This is a genomic window from Rhizobium sp. NLR10b (genome assembly GCF_019685435.1).
GTDB lineage: Bacteria > Pseudomonadota > Alphaproteobacteria > Rhizobiales > Rhizobiaceae > Rhizobium.
This window is the reverse complement of the sequence record NZ_JABDWV010000001.1, coordinates 332301-353298: the sequence shown is the minus strand read 5'-3', so window position 1 is coordinate 353298 and position 20998 is coordinate 332301. Positions and strand designations below refer to the sequence as shown.

Sequence of the window (20998 nt, the reverse complement as noted above, 5' to 3'; positions counted from 1 at the left end):
ACATGTATCTTCCCAATATCATCCGGCCGGAACATACCTTCATCGGCGTGTCGGCACCGACAAAATGGCGCGCGCTGCATATCATAGCGGACAAGGCAGCCAAGGCCTTTTCCGTTGACAGCCGGGCCATTTTGAAGGCGCTCGAAGCGCGTGAGAAGCTCGGCTCCACCGGGATCGGCAATGGCATTGCCATTCCGCATGCCGCGATCGACGGCATGAGCAGCCCGCGCGGTCTGCTCCTCCGCTTTTCCCGGCCGCTGGATTTCGAGGCAATCGACGATATCCCCGCCGACATCGCCGTGGTGCTGCTTTTCGGGGAGAACAACCGCGGCGAATATCTGAATGTTCTGTCGGCCATCGCCCGGCGGCTGCAATCGAATGGCGTGCTTGCCGCCATGCGCAAGGCAAGGACAGCGGACGAATTCTATTCCGATTTCATCGCTGATTCCCGGGCATAAAAAAGCGCGGCCCGAAGGCCGCGCCCGCTTGTCTGCAATCAGACCAACTTAGAAGTCGCGCTGGAAGCGCAGGAAGCCGAACACTTCGTCGTCGCCTTCGTCCTCATCGTGATACTGCACGCTGAGCTTCGAACGCAGGTCGTCGACGATTCGGTAGTCGATCGTGACGCCTGTGGTGTAGGCGCTGCCGCCGGTGAAACCGTTGCCGTCAGCCTCGAGGGCGATGTTTTCGAAATATTGGAAGCCCGGGGTGACCGACCACTTGTCGTTGATCTTCAAGGCGTATTCTGCTGCGATCGTCCACTCGGACTCTTCGTAGTAGTAGTTGGCGCCGCTTGCCCAGACGCCGGCGATGCCGAGCGTGCCCGGGCCGATATCGGCGTAGACGATACCACGAACCGCGACTTCGCTGGTGTCGGTGTCATAACCGGCAAGCAGGTAGCCGCTGATGGCGCCGGCCTTGTAGGAGACCTGACCTGCGACACCGAAGTTGTTCGGGCCTTCGCCCGGCTTGGTGGCATAGTCGTCTTCCAACTCGTCGACCGAGAGACCGGCGGCGAAAGCGCCATTCTCGTACTGATAACGGATCGAGTTGTGGGTCGTCTCGTTGCTGGCGAGCGTATCGGTCTCGCCGCTCATGTCGTCGTCCCACCAGCTATAGAGCTTGCCGACGCGGAAACCGGCGATATCGATGTAGCCCTCGTCCAGCAGCGCTTCCTGATCGGAGGCGTTGTCGGCATTGTAACGCAGCGTCAGGACGCCGGTGAGCGTGCCGTACTCGGTGTCGTTCTTGGCCTGGAAGGTGACCTGACCGCGAGTCCAGAAGTTGACGTCGGAATCGCCGGCAATGTTGTCACCGAAGCGCACTTCGGTACGGATATAGCCGCCGATCGAAAGGCATGTTTCCGTTCCCGGAATATAAAAATAGCCGGTACCGTAGGCGTCGCAAACGCGAACATATTCCACGGGCTCGGGTTCCGCTGCCACGATGGCGTCGGCTGCGCGTGCTCCGGAGGCCGCGGCAAGGGCGGCAACGGAAGCAAAAAGGATCGTTCTGATATTCATTTCGAATGGCCCTAACAGGTTGGAATGTGAGGCGCATTTCAAGGGATGCCCCCACGTAGCGGCCGGCAAATACGACCGCACCGCCGCCATATAGGAATCCGCAAACGCCACCGCGGCAAAATGCGGGCAGAAATCAGCATCGCTCAGGTCCGATGTGGAGGAACTGTGGCCAAAAAAACACGGTTTTGCGGCATGGCGGCGGCCACGCGATTGGCCGCGGCCAACTCCGGGACGTCCATTTCAAAATAGCCCCTCAAATGGAATGACATTCTATCCGACCTGCCGGAACCGGAAGATGTTTCGTTTCATTATACGACTGACTTGATAGAGTTAAGCCAGAAACAGGAGGGTTCCCATGCAGACACAACGACTCACCCGGCTCCTCGCGGCCGCGGTCATGGCGGGCAGCTTCGCGATCGGCAGCATTGCGCCGGCCTTCGCGGATCAGACGCTTCTTAACGTTTCCTACGATCCGACCCGCGAATTGTACAAGGATTTCAACGCCGCTTTCGCCGCCAAGTGGCAGAAGGATACGGGTGAAAGCGTGACGATCCAGGCCTCGCATGGCGGCTCCGGCGCTCAAGCCCGCTCGGTCATCGACGGTCTCGAGGCCGATGTTGTCACGCTGGCCCTTGAAGGCGATATCGACGCCATCGCCAAGAAGACCGGCAAGATCCCGGCCGACTGGAAGAGCAAGTTCCCCAACAATTCGACGCCTTACACCTCGACGATCGTCTTCCTGGTCCGCAAGGGCAACCCGAAGGGCATCAAGGACTGGGGCGATCTGATCAAGGATGACGTGCAGGTCATCACGCCGAACCCCAAGACTTCGGGGGGCGCACGTTGGAACTTCCTGGCCGCCTGGGCATGGGCCAAGCAGGCAAATGGCGGTGACGACGCCAAGGCGCAGGAATACGTGACGAAACTGCTGCAGCACGTTCCTGTTCTCGACACCGGCGCCCGCGGCGCCACGACCACCTTCGTCCAGCGCGGCCTCGGCGACGTGCTGCTCGCCTGGGAAAACGAAGCCTATCTTTCGCTCGAAGAGCTTGGTCCTGACCAGTTCGAAATCGTGACGCCGAGCTTCTCCATCCGCGCAGACCCGCCGGTCGCCGTGGTCGACGGCAATGTTGACAAGAAGGGCACGCGCAAGGTCGCCGAAGCCTATCTCAACTACCTCTATTCGGATGAAGGTCAGAAGATCGCCGCCAAGCACTTCTACCGTCCGACGAAGCCGGAAGCTGCCGATCCGGCCGACATCGCCCGCTTCCCGAAGCTGACACTCGCCACCATCGATGACTTCGGCGGCTGGAAGACGGCACAGCCGAAATTCTTCGGCGACGGCGGCGTATTTGACCAAATCTACAAGCCGGCCCAATAATAGACTTCATGACAGCACATAGCCCCACGCGGTGGCGGTTCAAACGGCCGAGCGTCATTCCGGGTTTCGGAATGGCGCTCGGCCTTACCTTGACCTGGCTCACCCTTCTGATCCTCATCCCGCTCTCCGGCCTTGCCGTCCGGTCGAGCGCGCTTGGCTGGGAGAAATTCTGGTCGATCGCGCTCGATCCGCGCATCCTGAACGCGCTGCGCATCAGCTTCGGCAGCGCGTTCATCGCCGCAATCGTCAACGCCGTCTTCGGCATCATCCTTGCCTGGGTCCTGGTGCGCTACCGATTCCCCGGCAAGCGCGTCATCGACGCCATGGTTGATCTGCCCTTCGCACTGCCGACTGCCGTTGCCGGTATCGCGTTGGCGGCGCTCTACGCGCCGAACGGCTGGGTCGGCCAGTTCCTGGCGCCGCTCGGCATCAAGATTGCCTTCACCCCGGCCGGCATCGTCGTGGCCCTGATCTTCGTCGGTCTGCCCTTCGTGGTGCGCACCGTGCAGCCTGTGATGGAGGAAATCGACAAGGAGGTCGAAGAGGCTGCGGCAACGCTTGGCGCCAACCGCCTGCAGACGATTTTCCGCGTGCTGCTGCCCGGGCTGGCGCCGGCCGTGCTGACCGGATTCGCGCTCGCCTTTGCCCGCGGCGTCGGCGAATACGGCTCGGTCATCTTCATCGCCGGCAACCTGCCGTTCAAATCGGAAATCGCACCGCTGCTGATCATCATTAAACTCGAAGAATACAATTACGCGGCGGCCACCGGCATCGCAGCTATCATGCTGGTGATCTCGTTCGCCTTGTTGCTCGTCATCAACCTCATCCAGAGCTGGAGCAGGCGGAGGTACGGTTATGGCGCTTGATGCAACCCTTCAACCCGCGAAACTGCGTTCGGTGACCACCGAACACAGAATGGCGCGCTACACGCTGATCGCCGTTTCGCTGCTCTTCCTGCTGCTGATGCTGCTGCTGCCTCTCGCAGCCGTCTTCGTCGAGGCTTTCCGCAAAGGTGGCGGCCCGTTTATTGAAGCCCTCGGCGATGCCGAAACCTTCTCGGCGATCCGCCTGACGCTGACCGTCGCCGGCATCAGCGTACCGCTGAACCTCGCCTTCGGGGTCGCCGCCGCCTGGGCGATCGCCAAGTTCGAATTCAAGGGCAAGGCGGTCCTGACCACGCTGATCGACCTGCCCTTTTCGGTCTCGCCTGTTATTTCGGGCCTGGTCTTCGTGCTTCTGTTCGGCGCCAACACCTGGCTTGGCCACTGGCTCAGCGCCAATGACATCAAGATCCTGTTCGCTGTGCCTGGACTGGTGCTTGCCACCATGTTCGTCACCTTCCCCTTTGTCGCCCGCGAACTGATCCCGCTGATGCAGGAACAGGGCACGGCCGACGAAGAGGCGGCCCTCTCGCTCGGCGCCAGCGGTTGGCAGACCTTCTGGCACGTGACGCTGCCGAACATCAAATGGGGTCTGCTTTATGGCGTGCTGCTCTGCAACGCCCGCGCCATGGGTGAATTCGGCGCCGTGTCGGTCGTCTCCGGCCATATCCGCGGCCAGACGAACACCATGCCGCTACAGGTGGAGATTCTCTACAACGAGTATAATTTCACCGGCGCTTTTGCCGTCGCCACGCTTTTGGCCTTGCTCGCGCTCGTGACTCTTGTTTTGAAGACGCTGCTGGAAATGCGCTATAGCGCTGAAATCTCCGCCAGCCGGCGGCACTGAAGGATCTGGAATGGAAGTACGCGTTCAAAACATCCGCAAGGAATTCGATCGTTTTCCGGCGCTCCACGATGTCTCGCTCGACATCCGCTCCGGCGAGCTGATCGCACTGCTCGGCCCTTCGGGCTCCGGCAAGACGACATTGCTGCGTCTGATCGCCGGTCTGGAAAGCCCGACCGAGGGACAGATCTTCTTCGGTGAAGAGGATGCCTCGAAGAAATCGGTGCAGCAGCGCAATATCGGCTTCGTGTTCCAGCATTATGCCCTTTTCCGCTACATGACGGTGCTCGACAATGTCTCCTTTGGCCTGAGGGTCAGAAAAGGTTCGCGGCGGCCGGCGAAGGCCGATATCCGCCGGCGGGCGCTGGAACTGCTCGAACTCGTCCAGCTTTCCGGTCTAGAAAAGCGCTATCCCGCCCAGCTTTCCGGCGGCCAGCGTCAGCGCGTGGCGCTCGCCCGCGCCATGGCCGTCGAGCCGAACGTGCTGCTGCTCGACGAACCCTTCGGAGCGCTCGACGCCCAGGTGCGCAAGGACCTGCGCAAATGGCTGCGCCAGATCCACGACCGTACCGGCCACACCACCGTCTTCGTCACCCACGACCAGGACGAGGCGCTGGAGCTTGCCGACCGCGTCGTTGTCATGAGCCAGGGCGCGATCGAGCAGGTCGGAACGCCCGACGAAGTCTACGATTATCCGAATTCGCCGTTCGTCTTCGGCTTCATCGGCCAATCCAACTGCCTGCAGGTCGAGATATCGGACGGCGACATCCGCTTCGAAGGCCGCTCGCTCGGCCTCAATGCCGAAGGCGAGCCGGATGGACCGGCGCAGCTCTACTTCCGCCCGCATGATGTCAGGCTGTGCGAAACAGCCGAAAACTGCATCGCCGGCCAGCCCGTCTCCAGCCGCCGTGTCGCCGGCACGCGCCATATCGAACTCGATATCGGCAATGACCGGCCAAATATCGAAATTGAGCTGCCGCCGAGCGAGGCCGACAGGCTCGACCGCAACCGCGTCGCGTTCAAGCCGACTCGCTGGAAGCTGTTTCGCAGCTGATCTCGATTGCGCGCGTCTTTCCTGGCGCGCGCACGGCGCTTGCTTAATAATTCGTTAACCCTCCGGATTTATGCACCAGTCGGTCGCAGGGATCAGCCGGAATCGCCCATGGCGAGAGTCCACCCGGCCTTTTGTGATCTCAGGTTGTTTGTAATTCAGTCATATGACGAGTAAAAGATTGTGCGCGTTAATCATAAAGGGCTGGACTAATCCCATAGGAGGCACCTGGCGTTGAGGGCGGAGATTTGCTTTGGAAAATCCCTGATCGGGATTTTACTCGCAGGACTGGCGGCTGCAGGCTGCACCACAACACCGAAGCCGGCGACGACGCCGGCAAAGACCAAACAGGCTCAAGCGGCGAAAGTCACTTTCAATTATACCGCCAAGGATCGCGACTGCCTGAAGCGTGCGATGTATTTCGAATCGCAGCGTTCCGACGAGGATGGCTATCTGGCCGTCGGCACCGTCGTCATGAACAGGCTGACGTCAGGCGCCTACCCCCCATCGATCTGCGGTGTCGTCGCCCAGGCGAGGCAGTTTGCGCCCGGGGTCATGACTCGCGAGGTCAAGCCGCAGGCCGAACCGGAACTTGCCACCGCGGCCGATGCGATCCTGCTGAAGGGTGCGCGCCATCCCCAGGTGAAGGACGCGATGTTCTTTCACACCGACGGGCTGAAATTCCCCTACGACAACATGCACTATGTGACGGTCGCCGGCGGCAACGCCTTCTACGAGAAGCGCGATTCCAACGGCATGCTCGAAACGCCGCCGCCGCTGCCGTCTTATGAGGTAGCGATGAATTATGTGCCTGGCGAAAGCATACTGCCGCCGCAATTCGAGGCGCTGATACCTTCCGCCGTTCCCGTTCCTCTGCCGGCGCCCGATCCGATGGCGACGGCGAGCACGGCGCCGATGCAGATAATAACGGCTCCGGTGACCCAACCGGAAACCTCAACCGCGCCCGAGCCGGCAATGCGGATCGCGATCCCCACGCCCCGTCCCGCTTATGACAGCGTGATGCTGCGCGGCGAGATCCCGGTAAATGGCGGCTAAAACTAGATTTCGCACAGCAGGAAGAGCGCCTTAAGCGCGCTCTTCCCAGATCTTCGCAAGCTCCACGATCGTTGCGACCGCCTTTTCCATATCCTGACGGCTCACCCATTCGAGTGGTGAGTGGAAGGCATGGCCGCCGGCAAAAATGTTCGGGCACGGCAGCCCCATGAAGGAGAGGCGCGAGCCGTCCGTGCCGCCGCGAATGCTGCCGCGCACCGGCGCCATGCCGGCACGGCGCACGGCCTCAAGCGCGTTAGCGACAATCTCCGGATGGCGGTCGAGCACCGTCTTCATGTTGCGATATTGTTCCGTCACGTGGAAATGGTAGGTCGAGCCCGGATAGGCTGAGATCACCTGCTTGACGATGTTTTCGAGCATCGCCTCCTTTTGCAGGAGCCCTTCGTCAGTGAAGTCACGAATGATAAAGCTCAGCGAAGCCTTCTCCATCGAGCCGGTCACACCGACCGGATGGATGAAGCCCTGCTTGCCTTCCGTCGTCTCCGGCGCCAAGTCCTTCGGCAGCCGGTCGATGATGGCGCCGGCGATCTTGATGGCGTTCTCCATACGGTCCTTGGCAAAACCGGGATGGATCGCCACGCCTGTTATGCTGATGTCGACGCCGTCGGCCGAAAAGGTTTCGTCCTCGACGTGGCCCACCGTCTCGCCATCCATCGTATAAGCGAAGTCGGCTCCGAGCTTTTCCAGGTCGACCTTGTTGACGCCGCGACCAACTTCCTCGTCGGGCGTGAACAGGATCTTGATCGTTCCGTGCCGGATATCGGGATTGTCGACAAAAGTCTGGGCCGCGGTCATGATTTCTGCCAGTCCCGCCTTGTCATCGGCGCCGAGCAATGTCGTGCCGTCGGTCGTGACGATGTCATTGCCGATCTGGTTGTTCAGCTCCGGATGCTCGGCGACACGGATCACCCGGCTCGAATCGCCAGCAAGCTGGATATCCCCGCCGGCATAATTCCTGACGATCTGCGGCTTGACATCCGTGCCGCTGAAATCGGGCGCCGTATCCATATGCGAGCAGAAACAGATGACCGGCACAGCCTTGTCGCTATTGGCCGGAATGGTGGCATAGACATAGCCGTGTTCATCGAGATGCGCGTCGGAAAGCCCGATCTCGAGCAGTTCGTCGACCAGAACCCGCCCGAGATCCTTCTGCTTCTCGGTGGTCGGCTGAGTCGTTGAGGACGGATCGGATTGGGTGTCGATTACGACATAACGGAGGAAACGGTCGAGAACGGTGTCGGTCATATCAATCCAGTCCAGTGAGATCATCCAAGGATATAGCCCGACCGGGTAATGCGGCAAAAGATTTTTCAACTCGGCGAATGGTGCTGTTACGACGGCAGCTTCATCAATGGAGCACGGTTGGTCCGGCTCGCCGTGTGAAGCGGCCATTGATCGCTGCGGTCTTGAACACCCGACAGCTACTTCCAATATTTTTGCCGGAGCAAGCTGGCATCGAAAGGAGGAAGAAAATGCCGTTGAACGATGTGCTCTGGACGCGTCCAGTGACGGTCCGGCTGCAGTGCGGTCTGGAACGAACATTTACCGGCGTCTATGATGCCTTGGATTTCCTGGAAAACGAATGGCCACTGGCCCATGGTGAACGCTATCAGCGTGCGGTCAAGACCTGTCGCGGTGCCCTCAACCGAGTTATTGCGCCATTGATTGCACGGGAGGCCTTCATGGCCGCGTGCTTCGAAGCCGGCATGCCGGCAGTTGCCGCTCCCTGGCAGGTGCAAGCCACCAGCCGCCCGGCCCGACCTACGCGTGTCGCTGCCCTCCGCTAAAGGCGGCGTAACCGGGAGGTCACATCGGACCTCGCGATGCCTGCCGCGCGGCCCCATGCGAGCCGCGCTGGCACAGAAGCCAGGTTTAGCGAACGGATTTGAAATTCTTCCGCAAACAGCTGGGGCTGTTATAGTGGTCATGGGATAACCTCCTTCGCTTGGCGTTCTGCGACGCGAGCGGAGGGGTAGGCGGTCGAGGTGAAGAATGCCGCCGGCATCGATTGAATTTTTGGCCGTGCCCCTTCCCTTTCAGGAATCTGGCCGGTCGCGCGGCGTTGGAACAACGATGTGCGCAATTTCGTTTGTGGACCGAATGTCCGGGAACAGCCATGGCCAGCGACAGCCTATCGAACTACCGATCCAAACGCGATTTCCAGAAGACCGCGGAGCCCAGCGGCGAGCAACGCGTGAAAAAGAGCAATCGCCGCCGGTTTGTCATTCAGAAGCACGATGCGACACGGCTGCACTACGACCTGCGGCTCGAGCTCGACGGCGTGTTCAAGAGCTGGGCTGTCACCAAAGGTCCATCGCTCGATCCGCACGACAAGCGCCTTGCGGTCGAGGTCGAAGATCATCCGCTCGATTATGGCGACTTCGAAGGCACGATTCCGAAAGGCCAGTATGGCGGCGGTACCGTCATGCTGTGGGATCGCGGCTATTGGGAGCCGGAGGGGAGGAAGACTCCCGAGCAGGCGCTTTCCAAGGGCGATTTCAAGTTCACACTCGAAGGCGAGCGCCTGCACGGGAGCTTCGTGCTGGTGCGCATGCGCAACGATCGCGAGCGCAGCACGCGTACCAACTGGCTGTTGATCAAGCATCATGACGAGTTCTCCGTCGAGGAGAACGGTGCTTTCGTCCTGGAAGAGAACGTCACCTCGGTGGCCTCGGGCCGCAGCATGGAAATGATCGCAGCCGGCAAGGGGCGCAAACCGACACCCTTCATGGTGGAAGGCGCCAAGGTCGAGGCTGACGCCGTCTGGGACAGTAATCACGGACTGGCCGCCGAGGGGCGGCAGGAGGCGAGAGGCGGAAAGCGCGCCGGCACCGCAACGGCGGTTGATCTTCCGAATTTCATCGCGCCGCAGCTTTGCGAGAAGCTGGAGCGGCCACCCGGCGGGAACGGCTGGATCCACGAGATCAAGTTCGATGGATACCGCATTCAGATGCGCGTGCTCGACGGCGAAGCGACGCTGAAAACCAGGAAAGGTCTCGACTGGACGGCCAAGTACCCCGAAATCGCTGAAGCGGCGTCAGCGCTTCCAGACTGCATAATCGATGGCGAAATCTGCGCTCTCGATGAGCACGGTGTACCTGACTTCGCCGCGCTGCAGGCGGCGCTGTCGGAAGGCAAGACCGGCAGCCTCGTCTACTTCGCCTTCGACCTGCTCTATGACGGCGGCGAGGATCTCCGCTCCAAGCCCCTCATGGAGCGCAAGACGCGGTTACAGGAGCTGCTCACGCAGGCTGGCAACGATCCTCGCATCCGCTACGTCGAGCATTTTACAGGCGGCGGCGACGCCGTGCTCAGGTCGGCGTGCAAGCTATCGCTGGAAGGTATTGTGTCGAAAAAGGCTGATGCCCCCTATCAGTCCGGTCGAACGGAGAGCTGGGCGAAGTCGAAATGCCGGGCGGGGCACGAGGTAGTCATCGGCGCCTATGCCAAGACCAACGGCAAGTTTCGTTCCCTTCTCGTCGGCGTTTTCAGCGACGATCATTTTGTCTATGTCGGCCGTGTCGGGACCGGCTACGGCGCCAAGAAAGTCGAAACGCTGCTTCCGAAACTGAAGGCGCTGGAGACGGCGAAGTCGCCGTTCACAGGTGTCGGCGCTCCGAAGAAGCAGGCTGAAGTCGTATGGGTGAAGCCCGAGCTTGTCGCCGAGATTGAATTCGAGGGCTGGACCGCCGACGGTCTCGTCCGGCAGGCCGCCTTCAAGGGCTTGCGTGAAGACAAGCCGGCCAGGGAAGTCGAGGCGGAGCGACCGTTAAGATCCTCCAAGGCCGAGATTGCGGAGACGGCTCCGCGGGCCGCACCAAAATCGACGCGCCGCGGGGGTCAGAAGGCCAATGTCATGGGTGTGCTGATTTCAAGCCCGGACAAACCATTGTGGCCGGATGCCAATGACGGTGAGCCGGTGACAAAGGAGGAATTGGCCCGCTATTACGAGGCGGTCGGCGACTGGATGATCGGCCACCTCAAGGGCAGGCCCTGCTCCATCATCCGCGCCCCGGACGGGATTGGCGGCGAGCAGTTCTTCCAGCGTCATGCGATGCCGGGGCAATCCAACCTGCTCGAATTGGTGAAGGTATTCGGCGACAAGAAGCCTTACCTGCAGATCGATCGCATCGAAGGGCTTGCGGCGGTCGCCCAGATCGCGGCGCTCGAGCTCCATCCGTGGAACTGCGAACCCGGCCAACCGGAAGTGCCTGGTCGCCTGGTATTCGATCTCGATCCCGGGCCCGACGTTCCCTTTTCCACGGTTGTTGCCGCTGCCCGCGAAATGCGCGATCGGCTGGAAGACCTCGGATTGATCAGCTTCTGCAAGACGACCGGCGGCAAGGGCTTGCATGTCGTGACCCCGCTTGCAGTCAACAAACGAAAACCGTTGTCATGGCCGGAGGCAAAGGGCTTCGCGCACGACGTCTGCCAGCAGATGGCCCGGAACAACCCCGATCTCTACCTGATCAAGATGACCAAGAGCCTGCGGGGCGGTCGCATTTTCCTCGATTACCTGCGCAATGATCGCATGGCGACGGCCGTGGCACCACTCTCCCCTCGGGCCCGCCCAGGGGCGACGGTGTCAATGCCTCTGACGTGGGCACAGGTGAAATCAGACCTCGACCCCAAAAGGTTCACGATCCGAACCGTGCCTGCTTTGCTGTCGAAGTCGTCCGCCTGGAAGGATTATTGCGAGGGGCAGCGTCCCTTGGAGCAAGCGATCAAGAGGCTCGGCCGCACCGGCAAGCATGCCGCCTGACACGGCTGATGGCCCGCGGCACTCATCTGATTGAAGTGGCATCAGTCAAATCGAAGACGGCGGCGTTATCCTGGATCTCGCGAAGGCCCTTGTATGAGGGGTGCCGTAGGCTGCCCTCACGCGTCCAGCCGCGAAACTCGATCTCGGCAATCAAGGTCGGTTGGGAAAAGACGAGGCGCTTTCCTTTCAGCGGCACGACGGGTTTTTTCGTCTGGAGGCGGTTCAACGTCTTGCGCAAATATTCCGCCTCGGTTCGGTTGAACCCCGTGCCGACGGATCCGACGTAAATCCAGTCGTTGCCCTTTCGGCCTGCAAGCAAAAGACTGCCGAGCCCGCCGCGCGTGCTGGCGGATTCCTCGTAACCGACGATCATGAAACTGTCGCTCTGAACGCACTTGATCTTCTGCCAGTCACCCAGCCGGCCACTCCGGTAAGGGCTGTCACTGCGCTTGGCAATGATGCCTTCGAGGCCCAGATGACATGCGTGTTCGAGCAGTTCCTCGCCACCCAGATCCAGTTCGTGCGAGAACCGAATGGCGCCGTCGTCGGTCTCAGGGACCAGATCCTCCAGAAGATGACGGCGCACCGACAGTTCCGTCCGCGTCAGGTCGTGACCGTCGAGATACAACAGATCGAAGGCGTAGAAGATGGATTCGGTCGAGATCCGCTTGCCGCCCCTGCCGCCGAGCGAGCGCTGCAAGGCTCCGAAGTCCGAGCGACCTTCTTCATCGAGGACGACGGCTTCTCCGTCGAGAATGCAGCTCGACACACCGAGCTCTTTTGCTGCTGCGGCGATGCTTGGAAAACGGTGGGTCCAGTCATGGCCGCCGCGGGTGAGAATACGAATAGCCTTTGGCTGGATGTGGACCGCCAATCGGTAGCCGTCCCACTTCACCTCGTAAAGCCAATCCGGCCCTTGCGGCACCGTCTGCTTCAGCAAGGCCAGGCACGGCTCCACTCTCAACGGCATTGCATCGAACGGCAGGTTTGGCTGGTCGGGATCACGCCGACGGACAGGTCGCGAGTGTATCGCGGAATTGGAATCGCGAAGCAGGGGGGCGGAGGGGCGCCGTGGTCTGGTCATCACTCAATGCCTGCCGGATCGGTTCTCGGCATCGACGGATTTGCGCAGCGCCTCCATGATGTTGATGACGTTGCTGGGAGCCGGTTCTGGCTTCTCCCTTCCCTTGGACTTGGCCTTGACAGGCTTTTTCATCTGTTTCTTCTTGGCTTCGATAAGCTCGAGCAATCTGTCCTGCACCGGGTCGGAGGCCATCTTCGGGTTCCAGTGCTGCGTCTGCTTCTTGATGAGCTGCTGGACCAGCGGCATCATCTGGCTGTCCGCCGGCTGATCGTCCACCCTATCGAAATAGTTCTCAGCGTCGCGCACCTCGTCGCCGTAACGGAGGGTCCAAAGGACGATGCCCTTGCCGCGAGGCTCCAGCATCACGGCCCGCTCGCGGCGCGCAATCACCAGCCGCGAGATGCCGACCATGTCCTCGGCGGCCATCGCGTCGCGGATCACCGAGAATGCCTCCTGGCCGACCGGATCGTCGGGTGAAAGATAGTAGGGCGTGTCGAGCCAGATCCATTCGACGGTGTTGCGCGGCGTAAAGACTTCAATATCGATCGTCTTGGTGCTTTCAAGCGCAACGTTCTCCAACTCATCGTCCTCAAGCAAGACATATTCGTTCTCACCGCGCTGATAGGCTTTTACTTCGTCTTCATCTTTCACGTCCTTGCCGGTGACGGCGTCGACATAGTGGCTGACGACGCGGTTCTGGGTGGCGCGATTGAGCGTGTGAAAACGCACCTTCTCATTTTCAGAAGTGGCCGGCATCATCTGCACCGGGCAGGTGACGAGCGACAGTTTGAGGTAACCTTTCCAGTAAGGCCGGATCGCCATGGAAACCTCCGATCACCCGGCGCGGCGCTGGTGAGCGCCGGCCGGGCTGCGTGGTTTCGTCGTCGACGCGCGCGCGGCCTTCTGCCTGCTCTTTCCGGCATTGGCATTTGCAGCGGTGCGCTTCGCCTTGGCCGGCGTCGCCATGCCGGCGCTTTCGCGTAGCGCCTGTAGCAGGTCGCTCGGTTTGGGAGCCGGCGGCGCCTTTTTCTTCGGAAGGGTGCGGCCTTCGATCTTGGCCTTCACCAGCTCGCCGACGGCCGCTTCATATCGGTCGTCGAACTGCTTCGGGTCGAACTCGCCCTTCTTGGTGTTGATGATGTGCTTGGCAAGCTCCAGCATCTCGCCTTCGATCTTGAGATCCGGCATCTCCTCGAATGCCTTCTCCGAGGAGCGAACCTCATAATCGAAGTTCAAGGTTGAGCCGACCAGCCCTTTGCCATGGGGGCGGATGAGGAGAGTTCGCAGGCGGCGGAACAGCACCGTTCGGGCAATGGCCGCGACCTTGGCTTTTTCCATACCATCCCTCAGGAGTTTGAAAGCGTCGCTGCCCATCTTGTCGGGAGCCAGATAGTAAGGCTTGTCGAAATAGACGTCGTCGACCTCGTCAAAAGGAATGAACGCCTCCACCTTCAGCGTCTTGTCGCTTTCAGGAATGGCGGCCGAGACTTCCTCGGGCTCGAGCACGACGTAGCGGCCGTCCTCAATCTCAAAACCCTTGACCTGGTCCTCGCGCTCGACCGGGTCGCCGGTCTCGCCGTCCACGAATTCTCGGCGCACCCGGTTGCCGGTCTTCCTGTTCAGTGTGTGAAACGCGATCCGCTCGGATGTGGAGGCGGCGGTGTAAAGGGCCACGGGGAAGGCCACCTCCCCGAACTTGATGAAGCCTTTCCAATTCGCTCTCGGGGCAACCATTTCGCACGCGCTCCTGCCGCAACCAGTGCGAGTCAACCGAATCACTTTACGATTGGTTCCGAATCAAAACGAATCAAATTTCAATAGCTTAGCAAGAATCATCCACGCGTTTTCCGAGTCTCGCTCATCCCGTTGAATCTGATCGATCTTTTTCTCTCGGGGTGCTTTTTACAATGACAGCAACCAGCAGATAGGGACGCCTGAGGAGCTCGGCTGCTCAATCGATGCGTTGTCCCTCGCCGTCGAACACATGCAGATATTGGGGCGGGAAGGCGACATTGACCTTCGGCCCCGCCTTCAACGCTTCGCGGTCCAGAGTGAAGATCTTGAAGGGCAGGCCATGGAGGGTGAGGTGCAGGATAATGCCGAAGCCGGTGGGTTCGACGAGCTCCACATCGGTGCCAAGCCCCGTCCCGTCACTCGTCATCAGCACATGCTCGGGCCGGATGCCGAGCATCACCTTCGCGCCGTCTGCAAGCGGCAGCGGCCTTGCCAGCGGCACAATCGTCCCATCCTTCAGCTTGACGCCGCCTGCTTCATAGGTGGCGTCGAGGAAATTCATCCCCGGCGAACCGATGAAACCGGCGACGAAGAGGTTGGCGGGGCGATCGTAGAGTTCGAGCGGACTGCCGACCTGCTGCACCACGCCGCCGTGCATGGCGACGATCCGGTCGGCGAGCGTCATCGCCTCGATCTGGTCATGGGTGACATAAATCGAGGTTGCCTTCAACTCGCCATGCAGCTTCTTGATTTCGGCGCGCATCTGTTCGCGCAACCGCGCATCCAGATTGGACAGCGGTTCGTCGAACAGGAAGGCCTTCGGCTGGCGCACGATGGCGCGGCCCATCGCGACACGCTGGCGCTGACCGCCGGAGAGCGCCTTCGGCCGCCGTTCGAGCAGCGGATCGAGACCGAGCTTGGCGGCGGCCGCCGCCACCGCGCTGGTGATCTTCTCCTTGGCGGTCTTCCGCAGCCTGAGGCTGTAGCTCATATTGCCGGCGACGTTCATGTGCGGATAGAGCGCATAGGACTGGAACACCATGGCGATGTCGCGGTCCTTGGGATGCAGTTCGTTCACACGGGCGCCCGCAATACGGATCTCACCCGATGTGACGTCCTCCAGCCCGGCGATCATCCGCAACAGCGTGGACTTGCCGCAGCCGGAGGGACCGACGAGCACGACGAATTCGCCATCTCTGATCTCGAGGTCGACGCCGTGCAGCACCTGCACGTGGCCATAGGCTTTGCGGATATTCTGGATATCGATCGATGCCATTCTGTTTAACCCTTGACCGCGCCGGCCGTCAGGCCCTGGACGAGATATCGTTGGATGAGCAGGAAGAAGAGGCCGGCCGGAATGAGCGCCATGACGCCCGCCGCCATCATCTGCCCGAAATCCACCGAGAATTTCGAAACGAAGGTTAGAAGTCCCACAGGGAAGGTCGCCGCATCATTGCCGTTGATCAGCATCAGCGCAAACAGCAGTTCGCTCCAGGCGGCGGTGAAGACGAAGCCGAGCGTCGCGGCGATGCCTGGCAGCGTCAGGGGCAGGATGATCTGGCGGAAGGCCGTGAACTGCGTCGCCCCGTCGATCATCGCCGCCTCTTCGAGATCCTTGGGGATGCCGTCGAAGAAGGACTGCATCAGGAAGGTGGCGAAGGGCACGTTGAAGGCGGTGTAGACAATGACGAGCCCAGTCAGGCTGTTGGTCAGATGCAGGGGCGACAGGATCTTGAAGATCGGCGCGACCAGCATGACGAGCGGAAACATCTGGGTCAGCAGCATCAGCGCGACGATCCAGTATTTTGCGCGGAAATTGAAGCGCGACAGCGCGTAGCCCGAGAGCGAGGCGCAGATCGTCACCGTCACCGCCGTCGAGGCCGAGACGATCAGGCTGTTCTTGAAGAAGGTGGGAAAGGCACTGTGCTGCAGCACGAAGGCATAATGATCCCAGCTCGTGCGCGACGGCCACATGCGCACGCCTTCCGTATAGAGCAGATCGTTCGGCGTCACCGAGACCTTGAGCAGCCAGAACAGCGGGAAGAGCGCGAAGGCGATGTAGCAGAGGATCGCTAAGCGATGCGCGATGGTGGGAAGGATTGATCGTTTCATGGTCTCAATCCTTGTTCAACAGCGTCTGCCGCAGCAGGATGATCAGCATCGAATAGGCGAGCAGCAGCGCCAGCAGCACCAGTGCAATCGCCGAGGCATAACCGAAATCGAGCCGCTTGAAGGCCGTGGTGAAGATATAACTCGCGACGATCTGCGTCCGGTCGGCCGGGCCGCCATTGGTCATGACGACGATGAGATCGGCGAAGTTGGAAATCCAGACGGTGCGGAGCAGCACGGTGATGGCGATCGTCGGCGCCAGAAACGGCAGGGTGATCGAGCGGAAACGCTGAAACCAGCCGGCACCATCGATCGAGGCGGCCTCGTAGAGATCGCGCGGAATCGCCTGCAGCGCCGCAAGCAGGGTGATGGCAAAGAAGGGAATTCCCCACCAGACATTGGCGACGATCGGCCCCCACATCGCATGATCGGGATCGGAGAGAATGTTGCCCGGCTCATGCATCAGCCCGAGTGCGAAGAGCCAGTGCGGGATCGGCCCGATGACCGGATTGAACAGCCAGGCCCAGTTGAGACCGGCGAGAAAGGACGGCACCGCCCAGGGCAGGAAAACCAGCGCCTGTGCGATCGCCCGGCCCGGGAACGGCTTGTCGAGCAGCAACGCCAGAATGAGGCCGAAGATGAATTGCAAGACGACGGAGGCGCCGGTCCACCACAGCGTGTTCCTCAGCGCGCCGTAAAAGGCCGCGTCGCCCGACAACTCGCGGAAATGCTCGAGCCCGATGAAGCCGCCGGAAAAGGGATTGAGCAGCTGGATATCGCGGAAGGCATAGGACAGCCCGAGCGTCAGCGGCACCAGCATCACCGCAATGATCAGGATCAGCGACGGCGCGCTGTAGAGATAGGGCTCCGAAGCATCGGCAAGACGGCGCAGCCACGGCCTGCGGTCGCGACGCATGTCGAGCATATCGGCGGAAATGGTCATCGGATTGCGGTTTCCATTGTCTTACCCGGTTGGGAATTGTGACGCTTCTGAACGAAGAGACCGGAGCCCCCTCATCCGACCTTTCGGGCCACCTTTCTCCCCGCTGGGGAGAAGGAGAATGAGGCGCCGCCACGAGTCTCTTCTCCCCAGCGGGGGTCTGAAGGACGGGTCGAGACCAGTGGCTCGACCCAGCCATAGGTGCCGGCAGGCGGATGAGGGGCCCCACAGCTCGAAGCCCCCTTTTTTCACTACTTCTTGCTCAAGAACTTCTGCTGCGCCTTGGTCAGATAATCCGCCCACTGATCCGCCAGATCCTTCGCCGAGATGTCGACGAGCAAGGCCTGCTGCGAGGTCTTGATCGCCAGCGAATCCTTGAAGAAGGCGAACTCTTCCAGATAGGTCGGCATGACGGTCGGCACGGTGTTCGGATCCGCCAGTTCCTCGAACCAGCCCTTGAACTGGTCACCGGCATAGAAGGGATCCTTTTCGGCCGCGGTATAGGCCGGCAGGGCGCCGATGCGCTTGTTCCACTCGATATTGCCTTCCGGCCCTTCGAGTGTGGCGATCAGCTTCCAGGAGAGATCCTTGTTGGCGCTCGTCGAAAACATCGACCAACCGCCATAGCCGATGGTTGGGAAGGACTTGCCGTCAGGCCCCTTCGGCAGCGGCGCAACGCCGAAATCCTCCTTCTTCATGCGTTCGGCGATGGCGATCAGCGCGTCCGGATCCTGGTCGAGGAAGGCGCAGGTGCCGGAATAGAAACCGGCGACGACTTCGTTGAAGCCCCAGTTGACGCTGTCCTTCGGCGCATAGCCCTTCTTGTAGAGATCGACCATCCACTCGATGCCCTTTGCCCAGCCGGGGCTGTTCATGGTCGAGGTGCCGTCTTCCTTGAAGTACTTGTTGTCGCCCGCCATCGTGGCGGCGAAGATCATCCAGCCATTGAGGCCGCCCGGGCCGCCGCGCATGCAGTAGCCATATTTGCCCGGCAGCTTGGAGACCTTTTCGGACGCGGCGGTAAACTCGTCCAGCGTCTTCGGCGGCGCGGCGACACCAGCCTCCGAAAGCAGCTTCTTGTTGTAGAACATCGCCCTGAGATAGAAGCCGTAGGGCAGCATGTAGGCAGTATTCTTGACGTCGCGGCCGAGCTCGAGCGCGCGCGGCGTCAGCTCCTTGGTGTGCTCCCATTTTTCGAGATAGGGCTCAAGGCTTTCGAGCATGCCGTTATTGGCATAAAGCGACAGCCAGGTATCGGGCATCTCCATCACATCGGGCACGTCACCGGCCGACACCATGGTGGCGAATTTCTGGAAGGCTTCGTTCCAGGGCAGCGAGATGATGTCGACCTTGGTGCCGGGATTGGCGGCCTCGAACTTGCCGACGATCGATTTCAGCGTTTCTGTGCGCTCCGGGCTGGTGATGACTTCGACCAACTTCAGCGTCGTATCGGCGAACGCCGTACCCGCCATCATCGAAGCAAAGAGTGTCGAGATTATCAGCTTTTTCATGCTCAGTTCCCCCTTATAGGTCTCTCTTGTCAGGTTCTCTCTGGTTTCAGGATTATGAGGCGGCGGCGAGCGCCTCCTCGATGTCCCTCCACAGGGCCTCGGTTCCTTCGAGGCCGACATGGAGGCGTACGGATCGCGCATGAATTCCAAAAGTTTGCGCGGAATTCGGCTGTGCCTTCTGCTGAAGCACCACCTCGCCCGGTACGATCAGGCTTTCATGCCCACCCCAGCTCACTCCCAGTTTGAAGAGCTTGAGGCGATCGGCGAAGGCGCGGATATCGACGCCTTCTCGGAAAATGAACGAAAACAGGCCCGACGTGCCGTGGAGCCCGGCGGGCAGACGGTTGGCAAGCCCGGGGTGGCAGACCGTCTCCACCACATCGAGCTTCTGCAGCCGTCTGGCGATCTCCAGGGCGGAGGCTTCATGAGCCTTCATCCGCAGCGGCAGCGTGCGCAGGCCGCGGATCAACAGCCAGGCGTCGAAGGGCGAAAGCTTGCCGCCGAGATAAGGATAGGCCTCGGCCTTGACGCGCGCAATCATCGCCTTCGAGCCGGCGATGACGCCCGCCACCACGTCGCTGTGGCCGCCAAGATATTTGGAGGCGGAATGGATGACGAGATCGACGCCGAGCGTCAGAGGCCGCTGGAAGAACGGGCTCGCCCAGCTGTTGTCGATCATCGAGACGACGCCGTGTCGCTTGGCAAGGGCTGCGAGCGCCCCGACGTCATGCACCTCCATGACCCAGCTCGTCGGGCTTTCCAGGTAGAGGAGCTTGGCACCGGGCAGCGCCTTCGCCACCGCCTCCTCGTCGCGGCCGTCGACATAGGTCACCTCGATCTTCATCCGCGTCAGGATGGTGCCGAACAGGCGGAAGGCATCGGGATAAACATGCCGGACGGCGACGATGCGGTCGCCCGGCTCGACAAAGCTCAGCACCGCCGACGAGATCGCCGCCATGCCGCTCGCAAAACCCAGCGCATCCTCCGCACCTTCGAGCTTGGCCAGCATTTCCTCGAAGGCGCGCACCGTCGGGTTCAGCCCGCGCGTATAGGTCGGCCGCACCTTCTCGCCGCGATAGACGGTGATCATTTCGTCATAATCGGAAAAGGTGAAAAGCGAGGTCTGGAAGATCGGCGGCACGACGGCGTCGGCGAAGTTGCCGTCGTCGTGGGCGGTGATAAGGGAAGCAAGATCGAACGGGTCTGCGCCGTTGCTCATTTGGACATTTCCTTGATGTCTTCCTCGACGATATCGAGAATTTTCAATGTCTCCGCCCGCGCCGCCTCGGCATCCCGAGCGGCGATCGCGTTAAAAAGCGTGCGGTGAAAGGGAAAGGACCGGCGAGCGAAATCCTGCCGGTCGAACGGATGCTCCCAGAAGCGCTCGAATGTCTCGCGCATCTGCTCGAGAAGCTGGCGAAACAGCGGGTTGTGGGTGGCGTCGTAGACGGCGAGATGGAAGGCGAGATCCTCCGGCCCGGATGTGCCCTTCTCCAGGTGCACCCGCTCCATCTCGTTGAGCTTCTCCTCGATGACGACGAGGTCTCTTGTCGTGCGCCGCCGGGCGGCGACCATGCCCGCCTCGCATTCGATGCCGCGGCGAACCTCCAGCGTCTGCAGCAGCGCATCGCGCAGATGCGCCGCGTCGAAAGACAGCGGCATATGGATCGTCGCCCGGGACACCGGCTTCAGCAGATAGGTGCCGCTGCCCTTGCGCGTCTCGATGACGCCGAGCGCCTGGAAATGCCGGATCGCCTCGCGAATGGTCGAACGGCCGACGGCAAGGGCCGCCATCAGCTCCCGCTCGGCCGGCAGCCGATCACCCGCCTGCAACCGCGCTTCCTCCACATAATCCGCCAGCGCATCGGTCACCTGACGCGCCCGGTCCATGACGGGAAGCGGCCGGATCACCGGCCTGTCGCTACGATTTGCCTTCATGGTTCCCCATTTTTTCTATCAGGCAGCCAGATCTGAATTGGTCTGACATCTTAGCATTTCGCAAACGGGGCAAGACGTCAAGCCGAGTTGTCTTTATAATAAGGCCGATCTTGCTGCGTCGCTCCCTGGGCAGAAGCGGTTCTACGGTTCGCCATTTTGCGTCGGT

Annotated in this window: 19 protein-coding genes; 8 read left to right on the top strand and 11 right to left on the bottom strand. The window is 61.0% G+C overall.

Going from position 1 to position 20998, the window contains the following annotated elements; all coding sequences use genetic code 11:
- Positions 1-2: 2 nt before the first annotated feature.
- Entirely contained in the window at positions 3-458 is a 456-nt protein-coding gene (locus HJB91_RS01625; RefSeq protein WP_221145026.1) for a PTS sugar transporter subunit IIA, read from the top strand.
- A 48-nt stretch (positions 459-506) separates the two neighbouring features.
- Here the strand turns inward: HJB91_RS01625 and HJB91_RS01620 are convergent, their stop codons facing one another.
- Complete coding sequence (locus HJB91_RS01620) at positions 507-1523, bottom strand: porin (RefSeq protein WP_210632285.1); 1017 nt, start codon at positions 1521-1523, stop codon at positions 507-509.
- Positions 1524-1878: 355 nt separating this feature from the next.
- Between HJB91_RS01620 and HJB91_RS01615 the strand changes: the two genes are divergently transcribed.
- The 5 genes from HJB91_RS01615 to HJB91_RS01595 all read left to right on the top strand — a co-directional run bounded on the left by HJB91_RS01615 (position 1879) and on the right by HJB91_RS01595 (position 6736).
- Entirely contained in the window at positions 1879-2904 is a 1026-nt protein-coding gene (locus HJB91_RS01615; protein ID WP_210632284.1) for a sulfate ABC transporter substrate-binding protein, read from the top strand.
- Positions 2905-2912: 8 nt separating this feature from the next.
- A complete protein-coding gene (gene cysT, locus HJB91_RS01610) occupies positions 2913-3770 on the top strand; it encodes a sulfate ABC transporter permease subunit CysT (protein WP_210632283.1) in 858 nt (285 codons plus the stop codon).
- The gene (gene cysW / locus HJB91_RS01605) at positions 3760-4632 is read left to right on the top strand and encodes a sulfate ABC transporter permease subunit CysW (RefSeq protein ID WP_210632282.1); all 873 of its coding nucleotides are present in this window, start codon (positions 3760-3762) and stop codon (positions 4630-4632) included. The genes cysT and cysW overlap by 11 nt, the downstream gene beginning before the upstream one ends.
- A 10-nt stretch (positions 4633-4642) precedes the next feature.
- On the top strand, positions 4643-5683 hold the full coding sequence (locus HJB91_RS01600) for a sulfate/molybdate ABC transporter ATP-binding protein (protein ID WP_221153355.1): 1041 nt from the start codon (positions 4643-4645) through the stop codon (positions 5681-5683).
- A gap of 231 nt (positions 5684-5914) precedes the next feature.
- Positions 5915-6736, top strand: a complete 822-nt coding sequence (locus tag HJB91_RS01595) for a cell wall hydrolase (protein ID WP_221153354.1) — start codon at positions 5915-5917, stop codon at positions 6734-6736.
- 30 nt (positions 6737-6766) lie between these two features.
- On the opposite strand, the gene pepT is transcribed toward HJB91_RS01595, so the two are convergent.
- Positions 6767-7999: a peptidase T gene (pepT, locus tag HJB91_RS01590; protein WP_221153353.1), complete on the bottom strand. Its 1233-nt coding sequence runs from the start codon at positions 7997-7999 to the stop codon at positions 6767-6769.
- A gap of 227 nt (positions 8000-8226) precedes the next feature.
- Between pepT and HJB91_RS01585 the strand changes: the two genes are divergently transcribed.
- Positions 8227-8541, top strand: coding sequence for a DUF982 domain-containing protein (locus HJB91_RS01585; protein ID WP_210632278.1), 315 nt, complete (start codon positions 8227-8229; stop codon positions 8539-8541).
- A 329-nt stretch (positions 8542-8870) separates the two neighbouring features.
- Entirely contained in the window at positions 8871-11516 is a 2646-nt protein-coding gene (gene ligD / locus HJB91_RS01580) for a DNA ligase D (protein ID WP_221145020.1), read from the top strand.
- Positions 11517-11538: 22 nt separating this feature from the next.
- Here the strand turns inward: ligD (HJB91_RS01580) and ligD (HJB91_RS01575) are convergent, their stop codons facing one another.
- The 9 genes from ligD (HJB91_RS01575) to HJB91_RS01535 all read right to left on the bottom strand — a co-directional run bounded on the left by ligD (HJB91_RS01575) (position 11539) and on the right by HJB91_RS01535 (position 20832).
- Entirely contained in the window at positions 11539-12600 is a 1062-nt protein-coding gene (gene ligD, locus HJB91_RS01575) for a non-homologous end-joining DNA ligase (RefSeq protein WP_210632276.1), read from the bottom strand.
- A gap of 3 nt (positions 12601-12603) precedes the next feature.
- Entirely contained in the window at positions 12604-13422 is an 819-nt protein-coding gene (locus HJB91_RS01570; RefSeq protein ID WP_210632275.1) for a Ku protein, read from the bottom strand.
- Positions 13423-13434: 12 nt separating this feature from the next.
- Complete coding sequence (locus HJB91_RS01565; RefSeq protein WP_210632274.1) at positions 13435-14334, bottom strand: Ku protein; 900 nt, start codon at positions 14332-14334, stop codon at positions 13435-13437.
- Between the two features lie 217 nt (positions 14335-14551).
- Positions 14552-15610: an ABC transporter ATP-binding protein gene (locus HJB91_RS01560; RefSeq protein WP_210632273.1), complete on the bottom strand. Its 1059-nt coding sequence runs from the start codon at positions 15608-15610 to the stop codon at positions 14552-14554.
- Between the two features lie 5 nt (positions 15611-15615).
- Entirely contained in the window at positions 15616-16446 is an 831-nt protein-coding gene (locus tag HJB91_RS01555; RefSeq protein ID WP_221145018.1) for a carbohydrate ABC transporter permease, read from the bottom strand.
- Between the two features lie 4 nt (positions 16447-16450).
- Complete coding sequence (locus HJB91_RS01550; protein WP_221153352.1) at positions 16451-17386, bottom strand: carbohydrate ABC transporter permease; 936 nt, start codon at positions 17384-17386, stop codon at positions 16451-16453.
- 248 nt (positions 17387-17634) lie between these two features.
- A complete protein-coding gene (locus HJB91_RS01545) occupies positions 17635-18894 on the bottom strand; it encodes a sugar ABC transporter substrate-binding protein (RefSeq protein ID WP_221153351.1) in 1260 nt (419 codons plus the stop codon).
- A gap of 52 nt (positions 18895-18946) precedes the next feature.
- Positions 18947-20113, bottom strand: coding sequence for a PLP-dependent transferase (locus HJB91_RS01540; protein ID WP_210632270.1), 1167 nt, complete (start codon positions 20111-20113; stop codon positions 18947-18949).
- Positions 20110-20832, bottom strand: coding sequence for a FadR/GntR family transcriptional regulator (locus tag HJB91_RS01535; protein ID WP_210632269.1), 723 nt, complete (start codon positions 20830-20832; stop codon positions 20110-20112). The genes HJB91_RS01540 and HJB91_RS01535 overlap by 4 nt, the downstream gene beginning before the upstream one ends.
- Positions 20833-20998 lie beyond the last annotated feature (166 nt).